We start from the raw sequence: 17288 nt of genomic DNA, 5'->3' as shown, positions 1-17288 counted from the left end.
GATGTCAGCGACCGGCCGCCTTTGCTGCAGTTTCAATCCAAGCCGGCATGTTGACATAGCCGTTATCCCGAACCCAATCATACGCCCCGTATAGGTTCGAAAGCGGAACATCCCGGCCATTCTGCTTAATTGTAAAATAGCTGAGTGGGTTGGTCCCCTGACGATCAATCCCAAGTTGCGGATCTTTTACGCTATGGATGTCGATGGCCAAGAGGCCTTTTCCAAGCTCGTAGCTTCTCTTGATCTCGTGCCGGACCCATTCACGGTCATACGTCTCCGCGCCAAACAGCACCACAGTCACGGACGTACCTTTGAGCTGCTCCTCGATCCATTTTTCTATGCCGCCCGCTCGTTTCTTCGCCTCTTCGAACTCTGCCTTGTCATAGAAGGGCTGGGCTTCGCCACCGGGCCGAACCACCCAGGAATTGCGGACTTGCACGACCCGTCGAACGTCACGGTCATAGTGAAAGCTAAAGAATACCCGACGTGCCACCACTTCCCCCCTCGATCATCGTTCACTCATATCAAGGCGGGAGCCAAGTGTCAGCAGCCACGGTGAGTGGTTGGTGTCGAGTCGCAACGACACCCTTCGACATGACGAGGAAACCGCCCATTCCATCGAAATGGGTCGGTCAAACCGGCCATATTGCGCTACTTTCGAAATCGCATCTGTGCGGGCGAGGGAGATAGCCCGTGGTATCAATGATTCGGGCATTCTCTGGCATGCCCAATGTCCCACTTGGCTTCCCTATCCTGTTCGACGCCGACATGGCGATCATCGAGCCTGCCTTCGTCTGGCTCATGGAGCACGCCGAACTGAGCGGCCGCGCGCAGGCGTCTGAAACCGTCCGGACCTATGGCGAACATCTCCACGACTGGTTCGACTCGCTCGAACAATCGGGGATCGAATGGCGCGAGGCCGACGAGCGTGTCATCGCTGCTTATCGCAACCGGATGCTGGAGAATCCTAGCACGCATACCGGGCGGCCCTATGCCCGGACCACGATCAATGCGCGCGTCTCGACCGTCTGCCGCTTTTACGGTTGGGCGCTCGACCGGGGGCTGATCGACCATTGCCCGTTCCGGTTGACCGAGAAGATGACGCTGATGCTTGACGGTTCCTATCGCCCAGGCTTGCAGCGGCGCCAGGTCAACGAGCTGATCGTCTCGCGCCCCGAAAAGCTACCACGGCCGCTGCGCGCCGACGAACTGGCGCGGCTGTTCGCGCATCTCAGGCCTACCGCCCGACTTGCCGCGCAATGGGCGCTCGGGGCGGGTCTGCGCCGCAAGGAACTTTGCGCGCTTGCCGTCGACCAGATCCCCGATAGCTGGCCACTCGACCTCGGCATCGACCCGCTGGTTGGCGTGCCGCTGCACATCACCAAGGGCGACCGGCCAAGGACGGTCTATCCGCCGCTTCGGCTGCTCGATCATACGCACTGGTATATCGGCGAGGAACGCGCCCGGATCGTCCGCCGTATCCGCCGTATCCGCCGTTCCGACCGGCGCTATCGCGCGCCGTCCAATCTCCTGCTGAACGAGCATGGACGGGCGATGACGCGCAAGCTCCTGACGGCGCAGCTTGCCGAAGCGTTTGCCGCTTCCGGGCTGCAGGGCACACTGCACTGGCTCCGGCACACCTTTGCGATGGCGATGCTGGCCCGTCTCCAGGTCCAGGCCCGCACCAATCCCGACCTCAACCCGCTCAAGGTCGTGCAGGTGCTGCTCGGCCACGCTTCGATCACGACGACGGCGATCTATCTGCGCTGTGTCGAACTGCACGAGCGCGACCTGAGCGAAAGCCTCGCCTATCTCTATGGCGAGCTGATCCCGGCCGATGGTTAGGAACCGCCTCGATCGGACGCTTCGGCTCGAACCGACGCCGGCGGACCATCCGTCGGAGATCGCCGAAATCCAGTTCCGCGACGAATGGGGCAGGATCGTTCAACGGTTCGACCCGGCGCTGCTCGGAATGCCGGACGACATCAGCGCAGCTATCTCGCGCGCCTTCCGCGATCATGATGTGGCGTCCAGCGCCGCCACCCGCACCTCACGCTGGTTCGCGCTCCGCGTGTTCGGCAGGTTCCTGTGCGAAGATGGGCGTGTCAGGCGCGCGGTCGATCTCGATACGGCGACGATCCGCCGGTTCATTACATGGCTGGCGAAGCCCACCAACGGGCGCAGGCGCGGCGTCCAGTCGCAATCCGGTCAGCTCGGTATGATCCGGCCGGTCCTTAAGCGCGCGATCGCGGACAATCCCGGCTTGTTCGCACCGGGCTTCGCCGTTCCCAACAATGCGATCCCGCTCGCCGGCGTCCAGCGGCTACCGCAAGACAGGCTGACGACCTCCGCAATGCGTGCCCTGCTGGCAGTCTGCTATGCCGAGATCGACACTGCCTGGGACAAGTTCCAGCACGGGCAAACCATCGTCGCTCTTCCGAACTTGCCGCTCCATGGTGGCCGGACCGCCGAACGGGATCGCTGGATATGGAAGCTCCACCGCCTCGGCCACGGCGTCATGCCGCCCGCCCGAGGCTCGGACCTTAACAAGCCCGATCGGCAGCGGATCGCCGACGCAGGCGGGTTCCGTGAGCTGGAAAGCTATCTCCACCTCACGACCGACACGCTGGTTGCGTTCTATATTGTGCTGCTGATCCAGACGGCGGCAAATGCCGGTCCGCTACGCCAGATCAAGCGCGACTGCCTGGTGCCCCATCCGCTCGAGCGGCATCGCGTCATGGTAGAGTGGGTGAAACCCCGCGCCGGCGGTAAGGTGAAACGCATGCAACGGCGGTCATTCGACAATCGCCGGCCCTATGCGGCGCCTCGCCTGATAGAAAAGCTCCTTGCGATGACGGCGCCGTTGTTGCCGCATGTGGAACCGTCCAGGCGCGATCGGCTGTTCCTGCATCGCTTCCTCATGACGACTGGCCGCCTTGAGCGTGATCATCACGCCGGCCATATCGTGCAGGCCACGTTGCGATCGGCAATGTTGCGCTTCTACGAGCGCCAGAACGCTGCAATCGCCTCGTGGAACGAAGCGCATCCCGAAAAGCCTCGTGCGCTGCTTCCCGACTTCTCGCCCAAGCTGTTCCGCAGCAGCATGGCAAGCGCCCATTATACTGCATCGCAGGGCGACATCATGGCGGCCAAGGCGGTCCTTAATCATGCGAGTGTCGCCACCACAGATATCTACGTCGCCGGCGATGCCGTTCGCCGCCTCGAACGCGATACGATCGCCCGACTTCAGGCGCTGATGATCACATGGGTCCGCGGCGAGACAATCTCGGATCGCTCGCAACATAGAGGCGCGGATACCGGCGCGCCGGTGACGGCGCTGTTCGGCCACGACTGCCTTCGCCCGACTGACAGCGGACATGCCCATCCTGGTCGCGTGTGCCCGAAACTGGGAGGCTGCCTTGCCTGTCCGGGCCTGATCGTCCCGATCGACCCGGATCATCTCGCGCGGATCGTCCAGGCCACCTGGCATCTTGAAGCTGCGCGGGAGCGGATCGACCCGATCCGGTTCGGCCTCTTTTACGCGCCCAGCCTTCAGGTGCTGACGCAAGACCTGCTACCGGCATTCCCGCCCGAGATGATGCCAGACGCCGAACGGCTCATGTGCGCCCTGCCTTCGCTGCCAGACCTGGAATAGCCTCATGGCCTCCGTCCCGACATCCACGTTCACCCAGGTTCCGGCTCCATTGCTCGGGAACGAAGGCGTGCCCGCCGCGATGACGTTCAACTGGGGGTTCGAAATGCCGGACGGAAGCCGGTTCAGCGACGATCAGTGGACGCTGCTCCGGCACGCGGCCGAACTGTTCCTGCTCTCGCTGCGGCACGATCCACCCGAAGGCCGGATGCCGCTCCGAAAGGAAACGATCCGCGGCCACTTCAGTCATATCCGCTTCCTTGCCCGGTGGATGGCGGCGGAAAACGTCCGACGCTTCAGGGATCTCGATCAGGACACCGTGGGTCGCTTCGTGGCGATGCTGCGCGCGCGCCCGGGCAGGAACGGCGCGTTGCTCTCGCTCAGCACCGCCGAAGGCCATCTCGGCACGATCCGCACCTTCCATATGCAGCGCGACAAGCTGGACGACGCGCCGCCGACGGCACCGCCTCGCGCCGCCTCGGTCGGGAAGCGGCACTGGAAGCCTTATGGCGGTCATCCCTATACCCCTGACGAGATCGCCGTGCCGCTGATCAGCGGGGCAATCGAGTTGCTCGGCGATCCGGCGGACCAGATAATCGCCCTGCGCGACCATCTCGCAGACCTGTATGAACGGCTCCGACCACGGCACCAGGGACGAATGCTCCACTGGCATATCAGACGCGCGATGCTGGCCGAGCCATGTCCCTGCGCCGATCGGTATCCGAATCCGGAATGGCCACTGCGCCGCCTGGCGTTCATGCTCGACCGGCTTGGCGATGCCTGCTTCACCGTCATCGCCTATCTTGTTGGCGCGCGCGCCTCCGAGATACTCAGGCTTGAAGAGGGCTGCCTCGAACGGCGCGCGACCGACGAAGACGGCGAGGAACACGTCTATCTGGTCGGCACGATCACGAAGACGTCGCTGACGAAACATGGCGACCTCCACCGTTGGCTCGCGCCCGAGCCGGTCCAGCGCGCAATCCACATACTCGAGCGTCTCTCCGCTCCGCTCCGCGAACTCAGCGGCGAGAAGAATCTCTGGCTCCACCAGCTCGGTCGGGGACGATCACCGCTCCCGACGATGATGCCGGTCGCCCGACTGCGGTCACCCATGGTCAATGTCCGCTTGAACGAGCGGCTTGCGCCGTTCCTCGCCTTGCCGGACCACCAAGGCGGCACCTGGCGCCTGACCACCTATCAGGGGCGCAAGACGTTCTCGCGGTTCATCGGGCGGCGCGACCGCACCGGCCTGACGGCGCTGCAACGCCATCTCGGGCATGTCCACCGCGCGATGACCGACCGGGCCTATGTCGGCACCGACTTCGAGCTTGCCGAGTTGATCGACGAGCAGGCCGCCGAAGAAACCCGCAAGGCGCTGGAAGACCTGCTCCTGGCTCCGCACGTTGCGGGGAAGGCGGGCGTCATGCTCTCCGAGCGATCGCCGTTCCGCGGGCGCACGGGATCGGGCGATGTCGATGCCTATATTACCGAAATCCTCGCCGAAACGGATATGCGCCTCGGCGTCTGCGACTGGGGCTATTGCCTTTACCGCCGGGAGACATCCGCTTGCCTCGGCGGCGAGCGCGAGCCGAACCCAGTGCTTCGCACGCAAAGCACCTGCTCAAGTTGCGCCAACTTCGCCGTGACTGACCGGCATAGGCCGGTCTGGGAGGCGCGCCTTGAACGTAACACCGCGCTGACCCAGCGCGATGACCTCGATGCCGAGAGCCGCGCGCTTGCCGAAGCACGCATCCAGGAATCTCTCCGCATCTTGGCCCAGCTCGACAAAGGAAATGCCGATGGCGTCCGAGACTGATCTGTCCACCCCACAAGCCCGTCGGCGGGCGAACACCGATGCACGCCTGCGCGAAGCCCTTAGCGTCCTCGCTAATAACGCGTCCACCGCGCCAACGGTCGCCGGGCTCGCACGAGCAGCCGGGGTCGGCCGCAACATCATCTATACCCACCATGCCGGCGTTCTCGACGCCCTGCGTGAGCTTCAGTCGCAGCGTGAGGGGGCCGCTGAAACGGCCGCAGGCGAGGCTGATCGCACACGCTCTGCTCTTCGCGATGCTGAAGCTAGGAACATCGCCCTTGCAACACATAATGCCAGCCTGCTGAAGCGCGCTGTCGAAGCCGAGCAGCGGGCGGAACGGCTCGAACGCCGCAACGCGCAACTCGTGCAGGAATTCGATCGGATGCGCCGGCCCGTTCCGATCCGCACCAACGCCGGAGCGCCCGATCCCTCTGTTGCCTGAAGGCGGTCACGCCCTAATCGGGCGTCATGCAAGGGGAGAGGGTGAAGGAACGACGGAAATGCGAGCTTTGCGAGGCCAATAAGACAGGTCGATCCAGACCTAATGCTCGCTCAAATGGAAGGTCGCGCCACAGGACGCCTTCCTGAAGCGATGGGCGCCGGCCCAGGCGGCCTGGGCGCGCGGCCAGAAGGTCATCCGGCTGATCGGCTATGATGCGTCGCCAGCGGATACGCGGCGCTATGCGCACGCCTCCGCGCTTTCCGATCCGCTATTCGAATGCCGCTATCCCTTGCGCGAATGGAATTGGACACGCGATCGCTGCACGGCGCGCATCGAAGCAGCGGGCCTGCCGGTGCCACCCAAATCGAGCTGCTTCTTCTGCGGCGCGATCCAGCCCGACGAGGTTCGCGCGCTGCCGCCATGGTGCCTTCGGCTGATCGTCCTCATCGAAGCGCGGGCCGAACCGCGGCTACGCACGGTCGAGGGCCTCTGGCGTCGCTCGACCAAGACCAAACCGGGCAGGATAACCGATTTCATCCGCGGCGAGCGGCTGCTCCCCGAGGCCGAGATCGATGCGATCCGCCGCGACGCTCCGACCGATCTCATCCGCTTCCAGGATGCCGCCAGCATCGTGCCCTTGAGCGAGCGGCCGACGATGGAAGCGTGGATCGAGACATTCAACGCCGGCCTGATGGAGGCAGCATGACCGATCAACTCTCTCGGATCGTAAATCTGAACGATCGGTGCCGTCTCGGCCTCGACCGCAATGCGCGCATTCTCATCACCGCATCCTGTCTTGCCGCTCTGGCGACGGATAACGGAACCGCGGCCGGGATCCTCGCCCAGGCCGCAGTGATGGCGGCGGTCCGCCGCTATGTCTTCAGGCCCGAGGACGGGGCTGAGCACAATCGTGGCGAACTTGTCGTCCGTGCGCAGATCGTCCGGTTCAAGATCGACTATTATGATCCGTCGCTCGAATGGGGTTCCGAGGATCCCGCCGATGCCACCCTCACGACGCGCGTCATGACGATCATGCTCCCCGAGGATGATTGAATCCTCGCCGCGCCGCCTACCCCCGCGCCCGCAGGAGAGAAGAGAAGAGAGGGGTGGGGTTGGGGAGCAATGAAGCTCGATGCAAGGAGCACCGAGATGACCTTACCAACCGTCATCCGCAGTCAAGTCGATCCGGCCGCCGTCACCAAGGTGACGCGCCTCTTCAACAACACGATTGGCGACGTCCTTGCCGAGCTCATCCAGAATGCCCGTCGCGCCGGGGCCAGCATCGTCCACCTGCATGTCACCGAGGCCGAGGGCGTGGCGCAATTGTCCGTTGCCGATGACGGCATGGGCATCGCGGACCCTTCGGTGGTGCTCGCGCTCGGCCGGTCCGACTGGAGTGAGACGGTGGCGAAGCGCGAGGATCCCGCCGGCATGGGGGTTTTCAGCCTGGCCGGCCGCCACGTCGTCATCCGATCCTGCCCGCGATCTACGGGCGAGGGATGGCAGATCGCGATCGCGCCCGATGCGTGGGAAGACAGCCGACCTATTCCGGTCGATCCTTGCGCCCGGTCGTTCGGAACCGAGGTCGTCGTGACCCTTGATCCTTCCTGGGCCAATGCGCTCGACTCGGCGGCGCAAAACGCCGCGCGCCATTGCCCGATCCCCGTCCACCTTAACGGCGAGCGCCTCAAGCAGCAGGACTGGTCGGATGGCGCGAAGGCCGTCTTGGTCGAAGACGGCGTCCGGATCGGCGTCTTCGACGATCATCGTGCCAATCGGCACAGCGTCTCGATCAACTTTCACGGGGTCACCGTCCCGGGCGCTCTGCCGTCGATCGCCGAAAGCGACGTCAGCTGGTGCGTCCGCGTCGATATCGTCGACGCGCCACAGCTGCAGCTCGTCTTGCCGGCTCGCAAGGAGATGGTCGAGAACGAGGCGCTGCTGCGGCTGCGCCGCGCCGCGCGCCGCGCGATCTATCGCCACATCGGGACCCAAGGCAGCCACCGCCTGTCGTTCGAACATTGGACCGAGGCCGCAGACCTCGGCATTTCTCTGCCCGAGGCGCGCTCCGAATTGACCGAATGGTCGCCGGCAACCGCAGACATTCACACCGGGATCACCAGGCGCCAGCTCACATCGACCGACGATCTCCTCCTCGTCGACTCCTTCGGCGCAGCGCTCGAACAGTGCGCGCATTTCGCGCTGTCCCGCGACGGACGCTTCGCGGACCGGCTCGCTTCTCCGGACCTAAAGATGGTGGGCTATTCCTGGTACGACCGGCTTGCGCGCATCACCGGCATGACCTTCGAGATCGAGCGCGTCGGCGAGACCTGCCTGTTCGACGATACCAATCTTCCCGGCCTCGAAAGCGGCATCGTCGACCGTCTCGACTTGATGCTGACCATCGCGGGCCCGGCGACGGAAAGCGTCGCGATTTCGGCGCCGGTGATGATCGAATATGACGACAGCAGTTTCTGGAGCTTCGAGGAAGCCAATGTCGTCATGACCTCCCGCGAGGCCGTGACGCCGGCAGAACTGGTCGATCTTCTCGAGGGCGCCTGTTTCTCCTCCAGCGACGATCATGACGCCGACAGCTGGGAAACGCAGCACGATCGCTTCCTTCTCGACGCCCGCGAGATGGCAACGCGCATCCTCATGGGTGACGACGCGGCACTCCTCGAGCGCCTGAGAGCGGTGCTCGCCTATCGGGTCCAATGGTTCGCGCCGGAAGGACGGCAGTTTCATGCCGTCATCGGCCGCGACACCTTGGAGCTCTGTATCGAGCCGATCGGGACGACCGAGGCCGTGCAGCCGTGAGCCTTGCGGTCGGCGTACCGCTTTTCTTAACACCGGACCGGAGAACCCCATGCGCCGGATAACGCCTGCCACGCCCGAACACGGCCAAGCGATTGCAATAGCGGTTGAGCGTCTGCGCGAAGCCCGTACGTTGCTGCGACAGGCCGGCGCCCGCCAGGCCGCCTCGGCGGCCGGCAAAGCGATCAGCAGCGCCGAAGGCGCTGCGCGGCACGTACAACATCGCATCCGGAGGACGATTGGATGAGCCGGCACGATCTTCAGCCCAAGGCCGAGAATCCGGACGTCGTCCGCGTGACCGTCGGTTGGGACCGACCCCTTCAGACCTTCTTCGCGCAGATATTCTTCCGTACCGAGGCCGAGGAGGAGGGCGAGCCGCTGATCTGGCACGGCACCGAACCCGGCGAGCTGGCTACCGCCGAGGCCGCGATCGCGGTCGTCGCGCTTTATGCGGACATCCCCGGCGACCTTGCAGACCGCTTGACGGCAGAGATGCACGCGACTGCCGGCATCAAGGATGGCCGCCACCAGGCCGCCGCCAAGCGGTCGCTTTTTGGCTCGATCCACTGATCACCCGCTGACGCTTTCGCGTCGATGATCTCGCGGTCGATGCGGCCGCCACCCGAACACTCCTTCACCCACCCTCGTCGCCGGCATTGTCGGCCGCGCTCAGCGTCGTGTGCTCTCGGCGCCGACCATCAAGGAGCCACATATGGCGGACCGCGTTTCAGCGTCGATCGTTCTCGGCGGATCGCTCTCGACCTCAGCTTTCGCCGAACTTGTCGAAATCATCGGCAACGAGGGCCTTTCCATCGAATGGGACGGCGAGGCCTTCGAACCGCACCACCGAACCATCGGCCAGTCGCTCAGCCTCTGCGCTCATGAAGTAGCCTGGGGCTATTTCGACGAGCTCGAAAGCTGGTGTGCCCGGAATCAGGTCGCGTTCGCCAGATGGTCTGGTGGCTATGGCGGCGAGTGGGGTCCGGAGCGGATCGTCCACACCGGCGATGGGATACTGACCTCCTATGCGGTCACCGAGGATGACGCCGTCGTCATCGCGCGGGAAGCTGTCGAAAAGCTCGGCTCGTTCGACGCGGTCCTCGCGCACTTCACCGCCGCCGATTTCGCCGTGCCGCCGCTCGTCGTAGAAGGCGACGTCCTCGAGCCCGCCGCACCAATGGACATCATTTCTCATGCGGCAGGAGCAGCGCATGTCGAATAGCTACACCAAGGCCGCGTTCGGCCTGGCCATTACCAGTGCCGAGGCCGATCTCCTGCGCCGCGTCATCACCGCGATCGAGATGATCGGCGATGCCGAAACCAGCATCGACGCGCTCGAGGCGCACTACGCGACCATCGGCGCAGATTTCGCTGCGCTCTTCCCGCGCACCGAGCTCAGCCCTTTCGATGGGCTGCTCGACCTCTTCCCCGACGAGAATTACCTCGTCCTCGACTTCGATATCGACATCGGCGAACCCAATGCGGAGGGGCAGGTCATCGTCTTCCTCTCGGGCGAACAGTTCGGCATCGAGACCGCCGCCAATCTGATCCAGCGCTGCGCGCGATCGGCGCTCCCCTTCGGGTTCGAATGGGCGTCTGACCACGATCGTCTGCGCCCTGGTGAATTCGGCGGCGGCTATGTTGCGATCACCGAGACCGCCAAGGAATTTGGCCACACCTCGCAGATGCTCGATCGCGCGATGGGTCGCGCCCGCGACGAAGGCGCCGACGGTTTTGTCCTGACGATCCGGCACCCTGAACATGGCCTCAGCTTCTGGAACGACACCGACGGGTTCGATCGTCTTTCCCGCGCCAGGATCTTCTCGGAGGCCGAGGCCGCGAATTTCGACGTGCCTATCGCCCACGATCAGCCGGAATGGCTCGCCTGCCCGCGCCGCTTCGCCTTTGACCCCTACATCGCAGTTGCGCCCTCCGCATAGACCTATACCTTCGGCGCTCGGAGACAGCCGATGACCTCGATCCCGACCGACTATGATGCCGCGCGCGCGGCGCTGACGCGCCTCTTGCCCATCGCGATGAGCGACACCGGTCAGGCGCGCCGTGTCGCCAACTTCCTGATGGCCTGGTGGAACGGTCCCGACCTCGGCCATTTCGAGATTGCCGACATGTTCGGCCTCGACTTCGCGATCGCCAACGACATCACGACCGTGATCGGCTTTCTCGGCCAGAACGATCGCGGTGCCGTCTATATCGACAGCCTCGGCTTCGCTGAGGAGATGCAGGATATCATTGCGATGTGGCGCTCGCCGGCGCCGCCGCCCACCACCTGACGGCCTTTACGACCCTAAGGCGGTCCAGAACGACCCGACGGCGCCGAAGGGGTGCGCGTCGGAGCGGCGCTGACGCGCCTTACTCGGCCGAACGGCCGAGGAGCTGAGTGGGTGAGAGAGTGTGTTCGGACAAGGGGTTCGAGCGCACAACTCAGGAGACTTCCCATGAACATCGGCACCATCACCCAGAACGCCAGCGGCACCTACACTGGCAAGATCTCGACGCTCACCGTGGCCATCGTGATCGCCCTGCGCACCGTCCAGTCGACCAATCCGCGCGCGCCCAAGTTCGAGATCCTCGCGCTTTCCGCCGCCCGCCAGTGGGTTCAGGTCGGCGCGCTCTTTGAACTGTCCTCCAACTCGACCGGCGAAACCTTCCTCAACGGCAAGATCGAGGATCCCAGCCTCGACAAGCCGCTCTACATCTCGGCCTTCCGCCAGGAGGACGGTTCCTACAACATCGTCTGGTCGCGGCCGACCCGTCGCCGCGATGCGCCCACCGACACGGTCGCGGCCGACGACGGCCTGCCGCCGCTGCCCGGCGCCGAAGCGCCTGCCGCTCCGGCCGGTGGCGACGGGCTGGGCGACTCCTCGGCCGACGGCGCGTTCGGCGGCGAGCCTGCCGCCGCCGGTGGCCGCAAGCGCCGCACGCCCGAGATGGCCGACTGATCGATCGCACCGCCTCTCCCCGACCGCGCGCCTTCGTCAGGCGCGCGGCCCCCTCACAGGGCTCGCTTCGCGCCTGCGAAGCGGGCCCTGTTCTTGTTCCGCAGTGGCCCGCACTGCGCACGTAGACCTTGCAATCTCTCCGGAAACTCCGTATTTTCCGGATAGGAGAATCGCCATACCCAAGTCCGTCAGTTCCGTCGAGGTGTCGAAGGCGTTCGGCCGGATCAGCCGCCGCGCGCTGGAGAGCCCGCTTACCATCACCCATCACGGCCATGACAGCCTCGTGCTCATGTCGCACGCCGAATATCAGCGGCTCAAGAGCCGCGACCGCGAGGTGCTCGCGCTTGGCGACTTCACCGACGAGGATCGCGCCGCCATCGCCGCCGCCCGCGCGCCGGCCGAAGCGACGCAGTACGACGACGAGTTCCGGCATAGCTGATGCCGCTTCCCAAGCCGGTTCCAGGCCTCGTCATCCGATACTCATTCCTCTGGAGTCATGAAGCCAAGGCCGGGAACGAAGACGGCAGCAAGGACCGGCCCTGCGCCGTTCTGCTGGCGACGACGACCAAGGACGGCGGCGAGATCGTCACGGTGCTCCCGGTGACCCACACGCCGCCGGCCGACGAACGCCTGGCCGTCGAGATTCCGGCCGGGACCAAGGCCCGGCTCGGCCTCGACGACGCGCGCTCCTGGATCGTCCTGTCCGAGGCGAACCGCTTCCAATGGCCTGGTCCCGACCTGCGCCCGGTTTCCGGGGATGCGGACGCCAATGTCGCCTACGGGCTTCTCCCCGCCGGCCTGTACGATCTCGTTCGGACCAAATGGCTCGCCGCCTTCGACGCGCGCCGGGTGGGCCAGATCGATCGCACCTCCTAGCCTCGCGCGGTGATTGCAGCAGGGGCCGAAGGCCCTGCGGGTCGGCCGAACCTCTCCGCGATTCCGGAGATCGGTGACGTCGCGGCAGCGCAAGTCCCCGGCGGGTCCGAAGGCCTTCCGTCGCCTGTCCTGTGACACCTGCGGCGAGACGGCGTCGCATCGCAACCCGCTTACGGTCGCCCGTGTTGCCGCTACGCGGCTGCCCGCGCCAGCTCCCTCACGCGGGTTCCCCTCCGCTGGCGCTCCGGTGCGATGCGACACCGCACGCCGCTCTTTCGGTGTCACCGGCGGGAAGGCCGTCGGACCCACCAAGGAGCACCGCCATGAACAACGTCAACATCACCGGCCGGGTTGCCAAGGATCCCGAGACCCGCGGCACCGTCACCACCGTCATCGTCGCCACCGACCGCGTCAAGCTCAAGGACGGCAAGACCTATGTCGACGAGGCCACCGGCTACACCGCCAAGGAGACCGAGTTCCACAAGGTCACCTGCTTCAATGGGCTCGGCAAAGCCGCCGCCACCCGCGAGAAGGGCAACGTCGTCGCGATCACCGGGCGGCTCCACTATTCGAGCTGGGAGGACCGCGACGGGGTTACTCGCTACGGCTGCGAAATCATCGCCGACAAGATCGATTTCTTCTGATCGATCGGGCGGCGCTCCGGCGCCGCCCCTATCATCCGACTATCGGGCGCCGGTACAGCGTGTAGGCACCAGGGAACGCCGCTGTTCCCGCTGCCCACGCTTCCAAAGGTGCTACGGGCAGGCAAAGATGGAGCAGTTCGACCAGTTCGGTCCATATCGGATCATCTTGGGCGACGAGAAGGCTGCGCTCGCCATCCGCGGCGTCGATCGCAATCGCGACGAAAACCATGTCGTCGTCGCGCTTCGACACAGCGCTGGAGATGCCAGAGACCGCCGACCAGCCGATGAGGCGCTGCTCGCCATCAATCACCACCGAGATGCCATCTTCGGAGATCCCGGCGATATGCGTCGCGCCGTCCTCCCGATCATCATGCGGTTCTTCCCCCATCCTATTTTCCGCCGCTCGAGGGGGACAGCAGGTCCGCAACGCTTTCCGCAAAACCCTGCGCAAGCACGGCCTCGTCACGGGTCAGCCGGATCTCACCTGCCAGGCTTTCATCCAACAAGTGCTTGAGCCTCGCCGCGAGCGCGCGCGCCGCTTCGCGGATCATTTCCTCGTTCATAACTGACCTCGTGGCGCAGCGGTTTCGACAGGTGGTCTGTCCGAACGATCCCGGGCCGCGCCGCCATGTCGCTTGTCGCGACTCCGACCATAACACAGACAGACCGAGGATTCGCTCGGGCATGCGAACGGCGGCAACGGTGATCGACGCTCTGGTACGAACCGTACCTCGAAGCGAATCTGCGACTTCTCACCTGACAGTCCCTTGCGGGGAATGCTCCAGCGTTTTCGACCAGGACAGCTGGAGGCGATTTGCTGTTAACCCGCCCGCAGCGCGGCCGGGGCAAATCCAATTCTCTCTCTAACATCTCGGTATCAGACAAGCTTCATCGCCATAGTCTGATGAGCCTTAAGGCCTTTTGTGCAAGGATGCGCGGTTCCCCCAATTTTCATGGACCCGCCACTTTCGCTTCGCTCCGTTCTGGACCCAGGAAAATCGGCTCCCCCGCGCCCCGCTGCGCGGCGCGGGGACAAGTCCCGCGTCCCTGACAAAAGCCCGCCAGCTCATCCGATGAGATTTCATCTTTCATCCAATCCCGGATGAGAGATCGACTTGTTCGGAGGCTATGATGACTTCTTTCAACAACTTCGCCGATCTTGCCAGCCACATCGCGGCAGCGCGCGTGAACGAGGATCTGACCGAAACCTACGAGGGCGCGTTCATCGAGCATAGCGAAATGGCGAAGCTCAGCATTGTCGATGCGCCGGAAGCACTCGACATGCCCGATCCGGAGCAGGTGCGAGCCGCGGTCGAGATGATGATGCAGACGATGTTCGACGTGCTGCGCGACACGCGCATGGAGCCGTTCGCGACCGACCTCGTCTGGGGTTTCGCCAACAGCTTCCACGTCGTCGCCAAGCGCATCGAAGGCCGCGAGGACGACGCCGCCAAGAAGCTGGGCGAACTCGCCCGCGCCTATGACCCGTCGGAGATCTACGCGACCGAGCTGGAGGACACCCAGCTCCTCTGCCAGACGCTGCAGGGGTGCCGCGAGGCGATGGAGTGCATGCGCGACCATGCCGCCGAAATGTACCGCGTCGAGACCGGCAAGCCCTTCTCGCCGGTGCGTGGCAGCCGGGTGTCGAGCGCGCTCAACGCCTCGATGATTGACGCCCGCGACTATCTCGCCTCCCGCGCCCGGGAGCGTCGCGAGCAGTTCGCCCCCGAGGGTCCCGTCGTCGCCTTCTCCGGCGGTCAGGCCTGGGAGGATGGCGAGCTTCTGTGGAAGGGGCTCGACAGCATCAAGGCGCGCATCCCGGAGATGATCCTGGCGACCACCGCGCAGGCCAAGGGTTGCGATGCCGTGGCGCACGCCTGGGCCGCAGCGCGCGGCGTCAAGGTCATCCAGTTCCGCCTCGATCGGAGCCAGGGCAACCGCGCCGCCTTCGTCCGCAACGACCGCATCCTGAACCTGAAGCCGGTCGAAGCGGTGATCTGCGAAGGATCGGGCATCCAGCAGAACCTCGCCCAGAAACTGCGGCAGGCCGGCGTCCCGCTACACATCGTCCGTCTCGCCCAGCAGCGTGTCGAACGCCGGGCATGACGCCCATTCGGAGAGGCTCCGGCTCGCAGCCGGGGCCTCTCCTCTTTTGTGCGTGGGACGGCGGCGCTCAGGGGCATCGAGCCCCTTCGCGCCGCGGGGCTTCGCGCGCTTGCGCGCCCGACACTTCGCGACCCGCCAGAGCGGCAAAGGGGAGGGGGATGGGGGGTGTGGTTCAACAAGGGAGGACGAGATGTCCATCACATTCCGCATCGCCACGGCCGCCGACGACCTGGACGGCCCGATCGCCACGATCAACGCCCGCCAGCTTGCCGCCCTGCGCACCTATCTGCGCGAGGAGAGCGTGCGCATCGGCACAGTGCTACTCGATCCCGACGCGGCAGAGGACGCGTTCCTGTCCTATCATTTCGAGGCCCGCGTCTGCCCGCTTGCGCTCGCCGCTCTCGCCAAGGTCTTCGACTTCGCGCCCGATGTCATCAGCGTCGTCGAGGAAGCCCAGTTCCGAGGCCGGCGCATCAGCGTCTACCGCTGTGAGCGGGGCGGCACGATCCACATGCGGATGGCGCTCACATCGGACCTCGGCCTCGAGCTCGACCTCGCTTCGAGCAACGCCTACGCGCTGCTCGAAAGCCTCGGTCTGCGCCCCGACAGCGTCGGCGAAATCCCGATCGAAACGATCCGCGAACGCCTCGCCAATCCGGCCATCCGCAGGCGCGCCGCCGAAGAAGGGGTCGCCGGCTATGTCGAGCGGCTCGACCGGCTTCTCGCCACGGCTGATTCCGACGAAACGTCCCGACTGGAATGGGCCCAGCTTCCACAGGCATCCCATGATGCCATGCACCCCGCGCCCGCCGCAAGGATGAGCGGTTCCCCCAATTTTGACCTGCGCTTCGCTACGCTTGCTCATGGCAAAATCGGCTCCCCCGCTCCCCGCCGGGCGGCCGCCCGCAAGCGTGCGGTCCTTGCCCCGGACGCGCCTCGCATGACCCCGGCACCGGCCTCTCATGGATGGAGGAAATCATGACCAACGAAGCAACACGCAGCTGCGACGATATCGCACTCTGGGCCGACGGCAGCTGGGCCACATTGGGGGACATCTCCAACGGCGACTATCATTGGAAAAGCGACGACTACGAGATCATCTCGCACCTCGAAACGGAGCGCCTCATCGCCCTCGGCGTCTATGATTAGCGACCCGAGCGGAATGGGCATAATTCCACCGCGTTCTATCGCGACGGGGACGGGGGCGTCGGTCCGCTGGCGCACCCATCTTCTTCGACGGGCAGATCGCCTGGCGTCGGTTACGCGCTCAACTCCAATGCGCTAGTGATGGCGATGCGCACCAACCAGAGAGAGCAGCATGAGCGAAGACGAGATCGCATTTCGCGCGGCCATCAACCTGCTGCGGGACTCTGTGGAAAGCGGCCGGATGCCCTCCGGTGAGAAGCTGACGAGCGATAGCAGCGCGCTTCACCAACGCGCCGCCGATCATCTCGAAACCCTTCTGCGGCAGAGCATGGCGGCCGGGCAACCATCCCCACCCTCAGAGGAATAAAATCTCTCACAGACTTCCCAGTCTGTCGTGGGGGGCGAGGCCGCGTCAAGGATGAGCGGTGCCCCCAATTTTGCCGCGGCCTCCGCTCCGCTACGCTCCACTCCACCCACGACAAAATCGGCTCCCCCACTCCCCGCTTCGCGGCGCGGGCTGCGCCCGCGTCCCTGACCCGACCTCACCCCCCACGACGGCCACTCCCCTGTCATTCAAGACAGCAGGAGGCTCACATGCAGACCACTTCGACCGTCGCCGGCACCGATACCGCCGCTTACCTCGCCGCCGTCGCTTGCGCCGAGCGCCGCGCACTCCACAGCTTCTTCGACCAGCACGTTATCGAGGACGAGGACATCGGCTACTTCACCATCGACGAAGCGGATTACGGCGCCCTGCCGACGACGCTCATCGACCGCATCGTCTACACCACGCCCGGGCGCATGGACGACGAACTCTAGAAACGACAGCGGA

The 17288-nt window shown here is 65.0% G+C and carries 22 protein-coding genes and 1 pseudogene; 20 read left to right on the top strand and 3 right to left on the bottom strand.

The window, feature by feature from the left end:
- Positions 1-4 precede the first annotated feature (4 nt).
- Positions 5-493, bottom strand: a complete 489-nt coding sequence (locus OVY48_RS06455; protein WP_038577284.1) for a TIR domain-containing protein — start codon at positions 491-493, stop codon at positions 5-7.
- Positions 494-723: 230 nt separating this feature from the next.
- On the opposite strand from OVY48_RS06455, the gene OVY48_RS06450 reads away from it, so the two are divergent.
- The 15 genes and pseudogenes from OVY48_RS06450 (at position 724) to OVY48_RS06380 (ending at position 13204) form a co-directional block, all read left to right on the top strand.
- The gene (locus tag OVY48_RS06450) at positions 724-1845 is read left to right on the top strand and encodes a tyrosine-type recombinase/integrase (RefSeq protein ID WP_313922180.1); all 1122 of its coding nucleotides are present in this window, start codon (positions 724-726) and stop codon (positions 1843-1845) included.
- The gene (locus OVY48_RS06445; protein WP_313922179.1) at positions 1838-3655 is read left to right on the top strand and encodes a site-specific integrase; all 1818 of its coding nucleotides are present in this window, start codon (positions 1838-1840) and stop codon (positions 3653-3655) included. The genes OVY48_RS06450 and OVY48_RS06445 overlap by 8 nt, the downstream gene beginning before the upstream one ends.
- Before the next feature lie 4 nt (positions 3656-3659).
- A complete protein-coding gene (locus OVY48_RS06440) occupies positions 3660-5468 on the top strand; it encodes an integrase (RefSeq protein WP_046194730.1) in 1809 nt (602 codons plus the stop codon).
- On the top strand, positions 5452-5910 hold the full coding sequence (locus OVY48_RS06435) for a hypothetical protein (protein ID WP_046194764.1): 459 nt from the start codon (positions 5452-5454) through the stop codon (positions 5908-5910). Before OVY48_RS06440 ends, OVY48_RS06435 begins: the two co-directional genes overlap by 17 nt.
- A gap of 103 nt (positions 5911-6013) precedes the next feature.
- Positions 6014-6616 (top strand): annotated as a pseudogene (locus OVY48_RS06430) (hypothetical protein); the annotation flags it as partial.
- Positions 6613-6963, top strand: a complete 351-nt coding sequence (locus OVY48_RS06425) for a DUF3768 domain-containing protein (protein ID WP_313922178.1) — start codon at positions 6613-6615, stop codon at positions 6961-6963. The pseudogene OVY48_RS06430 and the gene OVY48_RS06425, both read left to right, overlap by 4 nt.
- A 96-nt stretch (positions 6964-7059) precedes the next feature.
- Positions 7060-8727 carry an ATP-binding protein gene (locus OVY48_RS06420; RefSeq protein ID WP_313922177.1) on the top strand — a complete coding sequence of 556 codons (1668 nt, stop codon included), beginning with the start codon at positions 7060-7062 and terminating at the stop codon, positions 8725-8727.
- 240 nt (positions 8728-8967) lie between these two features.
- Complete coding sequence (locus tag OVY48_RS06415) at positions 8968-9294, top strand: hypothetical protein (RefSeq protein WP_313922176.1); 327 nt, start codon at positions 8968-8970, stop codon at positions 9292-9294.
- A 142-nt stretch (positions 9295-9436) separates the two neighbouring features.
- Positions 9437-9946, top strand: a complete 510-nt coding sequence (locus tag OVY48_RS06410) for a hypothetical protein (protein WP_313922175.1) — start codon at positions 9437-9439, stop codon at positions 9944-9946.
- Positions 9936-10664, top strand: a complete 729-nt coding sequence (locus OVY48_RS06405) for a hypothetical protein (RefSeq protein WP_313922174.1) — start codon at positions 9936-9938, stop codon at positions 10662-10664. Before OVY48_RS06410 ends, OVY48_RS06405 begins: the two co-directional genes overlap by 11 nt.
- Positions 10665-10694: 30 nt before the next feature.
- Positions 10695-11015, top strand: a complete 321-nt coding sequence (locus OVY48_RS06400) for a hypothetical protein (RefSeq protein WP_313922173.1) — start codon at positions 10695-10697, stop codon at positions 11013-11015.
- 165 nt (positions 11016-11180) lie between these two features.
- Positions 11181-11684, top strand: a complete 504-nt coding sequence (locus tag OVY48_RS06395; RefSeq protein ID WP_313922172.1) for a DUF736 domain-containing protein — start codon at positions 11181-11183, stop codon at positions 11682-11684.
- 202 nt (positions 11685-11886) lie between these two features.
- Positions 11887-12123 carry a hypothetical protein gene (locus OVY48_RS06390; RefSeq protein ID WP_313922171.1) on the top strand — a complete coding sequence of 79 codons (237 nt, stop codon included), beginning with the start codon at positions 11887-11889 and terminating at the stop codon, positions 12121-12123.
- The gene (locus OVY48_RS06385) at positions 12123-12560 is read left to right on the top strand and encodes a hypothetical protein (protein WP_313922170.1); all 438 of its coding nucleotides are present in this window, start codon (positions 12123-12125) and stop codon (positions 12558-12560) included. The genes OVY48_RS06390 and OVY48_RS06385 overlap by 1 nt, the downstream gene beginning before the upstream one ends.
- A 323-nt stretch (positions 12561-12883) precedes the next feature.
- Positions 12884-13204, top strand: coding sequence for a single-stranded DNA-binding protein (locus OVY48_RS06380; RefSeq protein WP_313922169.1), 321 nt, complete (start codon positions 12884-12886; stop codon positions 13202-13204).
- Positions 13205-13235: 31 nt separating this feature from the next.
- Here OVY48_RS06380 and OVY48_RS06375 read toward each other — a convergent pair whose 3' ends face one another.
- Together OVY48_RS06375 and OVY48_RS06370 are read right to left on the bottom strand one after the other, a co-directional pair.
- Entirely contained in the window at positions 13236-13592 is a 357-nt protein-coding gene (locus OVY48_RS06375) for a hypothetical protein (protein WP_313922168.1), read from the bottom strand.
- Position 13593: 1 nt separating this feature from the next.
- Positions 13594-13767 carry a hypothetical protein gene (locus OVY48_RS06370; RefSeq protein WP_200894541.1) on the bottom strand — a complete coding sequence of 58 codons (174 nt, stop codon included), beginning with the start codon at positions 13765-13767 and terminating at the stop codon, positions 13594-13596.
- A 565-nt stretch (positions 13768-14332) separates the two neighbouring features.
- On the opposite strand from OVY48_RS06370, the gene OVY48_RS06365 reads away from it, so the two are divergent.
- The 5 genes from OVY48_RS06365 (at position 14333) to OVY48_RS06345 (ending at position 17275) form a co-directional block, all read left to right on the top strand.
- The gene (locus OVY48_RS06365) at positions 14333-15310 is read left to right on the top strand and encodes a DUF2493 domain-containing protein (RefSeq protein ID WP_313922167.1); all 978 of its coding nucleotides are present in this window, start codon (positions 14333-14335) and stop codon (positions 15308-15310) included.
- 190 nt (positions 15311-15500) lie between these two features.
- Positions 15501-16292 (top strand): hypothetical protein, encoded by a 792-nt coding sequence (locus tag OVY48_RS06360; protein ID WP_313922166.1) that lies wholly within the window; start codon positions 15501-15503, stop codon positions 16290-16292.
- A complete protein-coding gene (locus tag OVY48_RS06355; RefSeq protein ID WP_313922165.1) occupies positions 16289-16459 on the top strand; it encodes a hypothetical protein in 171 nt (56 codons plus the stop codon). The genes OVY48_RS06360 and OVY48_RS06355 overlap by 4 nt, the downstream gene beginning before the upstream one ends.
- Positions 16460-16628: 169 nt before the next feature.
- Entirely contained in the window at positions 16629-16823 is a 195-nt protein-coding gene (locus OVY48_RS06350) for a hypothetical protein (protein ID WP_313922163.1), read from the top strand.
- A 227-nt stretch (positions 16824-17050) separates the two neighbouring features.
- A complete protein-coding gene (locus OVY48_RS06345; protein ID WP_313922162.1) occupies positions 17051-17275 on the top strand; it encodes a hypothetical protein in 225 nt (74 codons plus the stop codon).
- Positions 17276-17288: the final 13 nt, after the last annotated feature.

The sequence above is a fragment of the Sphingobium sp. SA2 genome (assembly GCF_032227065.1).
GTDB lineage: Bacteria > Pseudomonadota > Alphaproteobacteria > Sphingomonadales > Sphingomonadaceae > Sphingobium.
The sequence above is the reverse complement of the archived record's forward strand: the minus strand, read 5'-3'. Positions and strand labels throughout refer to the sequence as shown.

What these genes read in the sequence shown, in the direction of transcription:
- OVY48_RS06400 (WP_313922173.1), top strand. Translation starts at nt 10,695, where the DNA reads ATGACCTCGATCCCGACCGACTATGATGCCGCGCGCGCGGCGCTGACG.
- OVY48_RS06425 (WP_313922178.1), top strand. Translation starts at nt 6,613, where the DNA reads ATGACCGATCAACTCTCTCGGATCGTAAATCTGAACGATCGGTGCCGT.
- OVY48_RS06360 (WP_313922166.1), top strand. Translation starts at nt 15,501, where the DNA reads ATGTCCATCACATTCCGCATCGCCACGGCCGCCGACGACCTGGACGGC.
- OVY48_RS06450 (WP_313922180.1), top strand. Translation starts at nt 724, where the DNA reads ATGCCCAATGTCCCACTTGGCTTCCCTATCCTGTTCGACGCCGACATG.
- OVY48_RS06415 (WP_313922176.1), top strand. Translation starts at nt 8,968, where the DNA reads ATGAGCCGGCACGATCTTCAGCCCAAGGCCGAGAATCCGGACGTCGTC.
- OVY48_RS06440 (WP_046194730.1), top strand. Translation starts at nt 3,660, where the DNA reads ATGGCCTCCGTCCCGACATCCACGTTCACCCAGGTTCCGGCTCCATTG.
- OVY48_RS06445 (WP_313922179.1), top strand. Translation starts at nt 1,838, where the DNA reads ATGGTTAGGAACCGCCTCGATCGGACGCTTCGGCTCGAACCGACGCCG.
- OVY48_RS06350 (WP_313922163.1), top strand. Translation starts at nt 16,629, where the DNA reads ATGAGCGAAGACGAGATCGCATTTCGCGCGGCCATCAACCTGCTGCGG.
- OVY48_RS06365 (WP_313922167.1), top strand. Translation starts at nt 14,333, where the DNA reads ATGATGACTTCTTTCAACAACTTCGCCGATCTTGCCAGCCACATCGCG.
- OVY48_RS06370 (WP_200894541.1), bottom strand. Translation starts at nt 13,767, where the DNA reads ATGAACGAGGAAATGATCCGCGAAGCGGCGCGCGCGCTCGCGGCGAGG.
- OVY48_RS06435 (WP_046194764.1), top strand. Translation starts at nt 5,452, where the DNA reads ATGGCGTCCGAGACTGATCTGTCCACCCCACAAGCCCGTCGGCGGGCG.
- OVY48_RS06345 (WP_313922162.1), top strand. Translation starts at nt 17,051, where the DNA reads ATGCAGACCACTTCGACCGTCGCCGGCACCGATACCGCCGCTTACCTC.
- OVY48_RS06355 (WP_313922165.1), top strand. Translation starts at nt 16,289, where the DNA reads ATGACCAACGAAGCAACACGCAGCTGCGACGATATCGCACTCTGGGCC.
- OVY48_RS06420 (WP_313922177.1), top strand. Translation starts at nt 7,060, where the DNA reads ATGACCTTACCAACCGTCATCCGCAGTCAAGTCGATCCGGCCGCCGTC.
- OVY48_RS06395 (WP_313922172.1), top strand. Translation starts at nt 11,181, where the DNA reads ATGAACATCGGCACCATCACCCAGAACGCCAGCGGCACCTACACTGGC.
- OVY48_RS06405 (WP_313922174.1), top strand. Translation starts at nt 9,936, where the DNA reads ATGTCGAATAGCTACACCAAGGCCGCGTTCGGCCTGGCCATTACCAGT.
- OVY48_RS06385 (WP_313922170.1), top strand. Translation starts at nt 12,123, where the DNA reads ATGCCGCTTCCCAAGCCGGTTCCAGGCCTCGTCATCCGATACTCATTC.
- OVY48_RS06410 (WP_313922175.1), top strand. Translation starts at nt 9,437, where the DNA reads ATGGCGGACCGCGTTTCAGCGTCGATCGTTCTCGGCGGATCGCTCTCG.
- OVY48_RS06380 (WP_313922169.1), top strand. Translation starts at nt 12,884, where the DNA reads ATGAACAACGTCAACATCACCGGCCGGGTTGCCAAGGATCCCGAGACC.
- OVY48_RS06375 (WP_313922168.1), bottom strand. Translation starts at nt 13,592, where the DNA reads ATGGGGGAAGAACCGCATGATGATCGGGAGGACGGCGCGACGCATATC.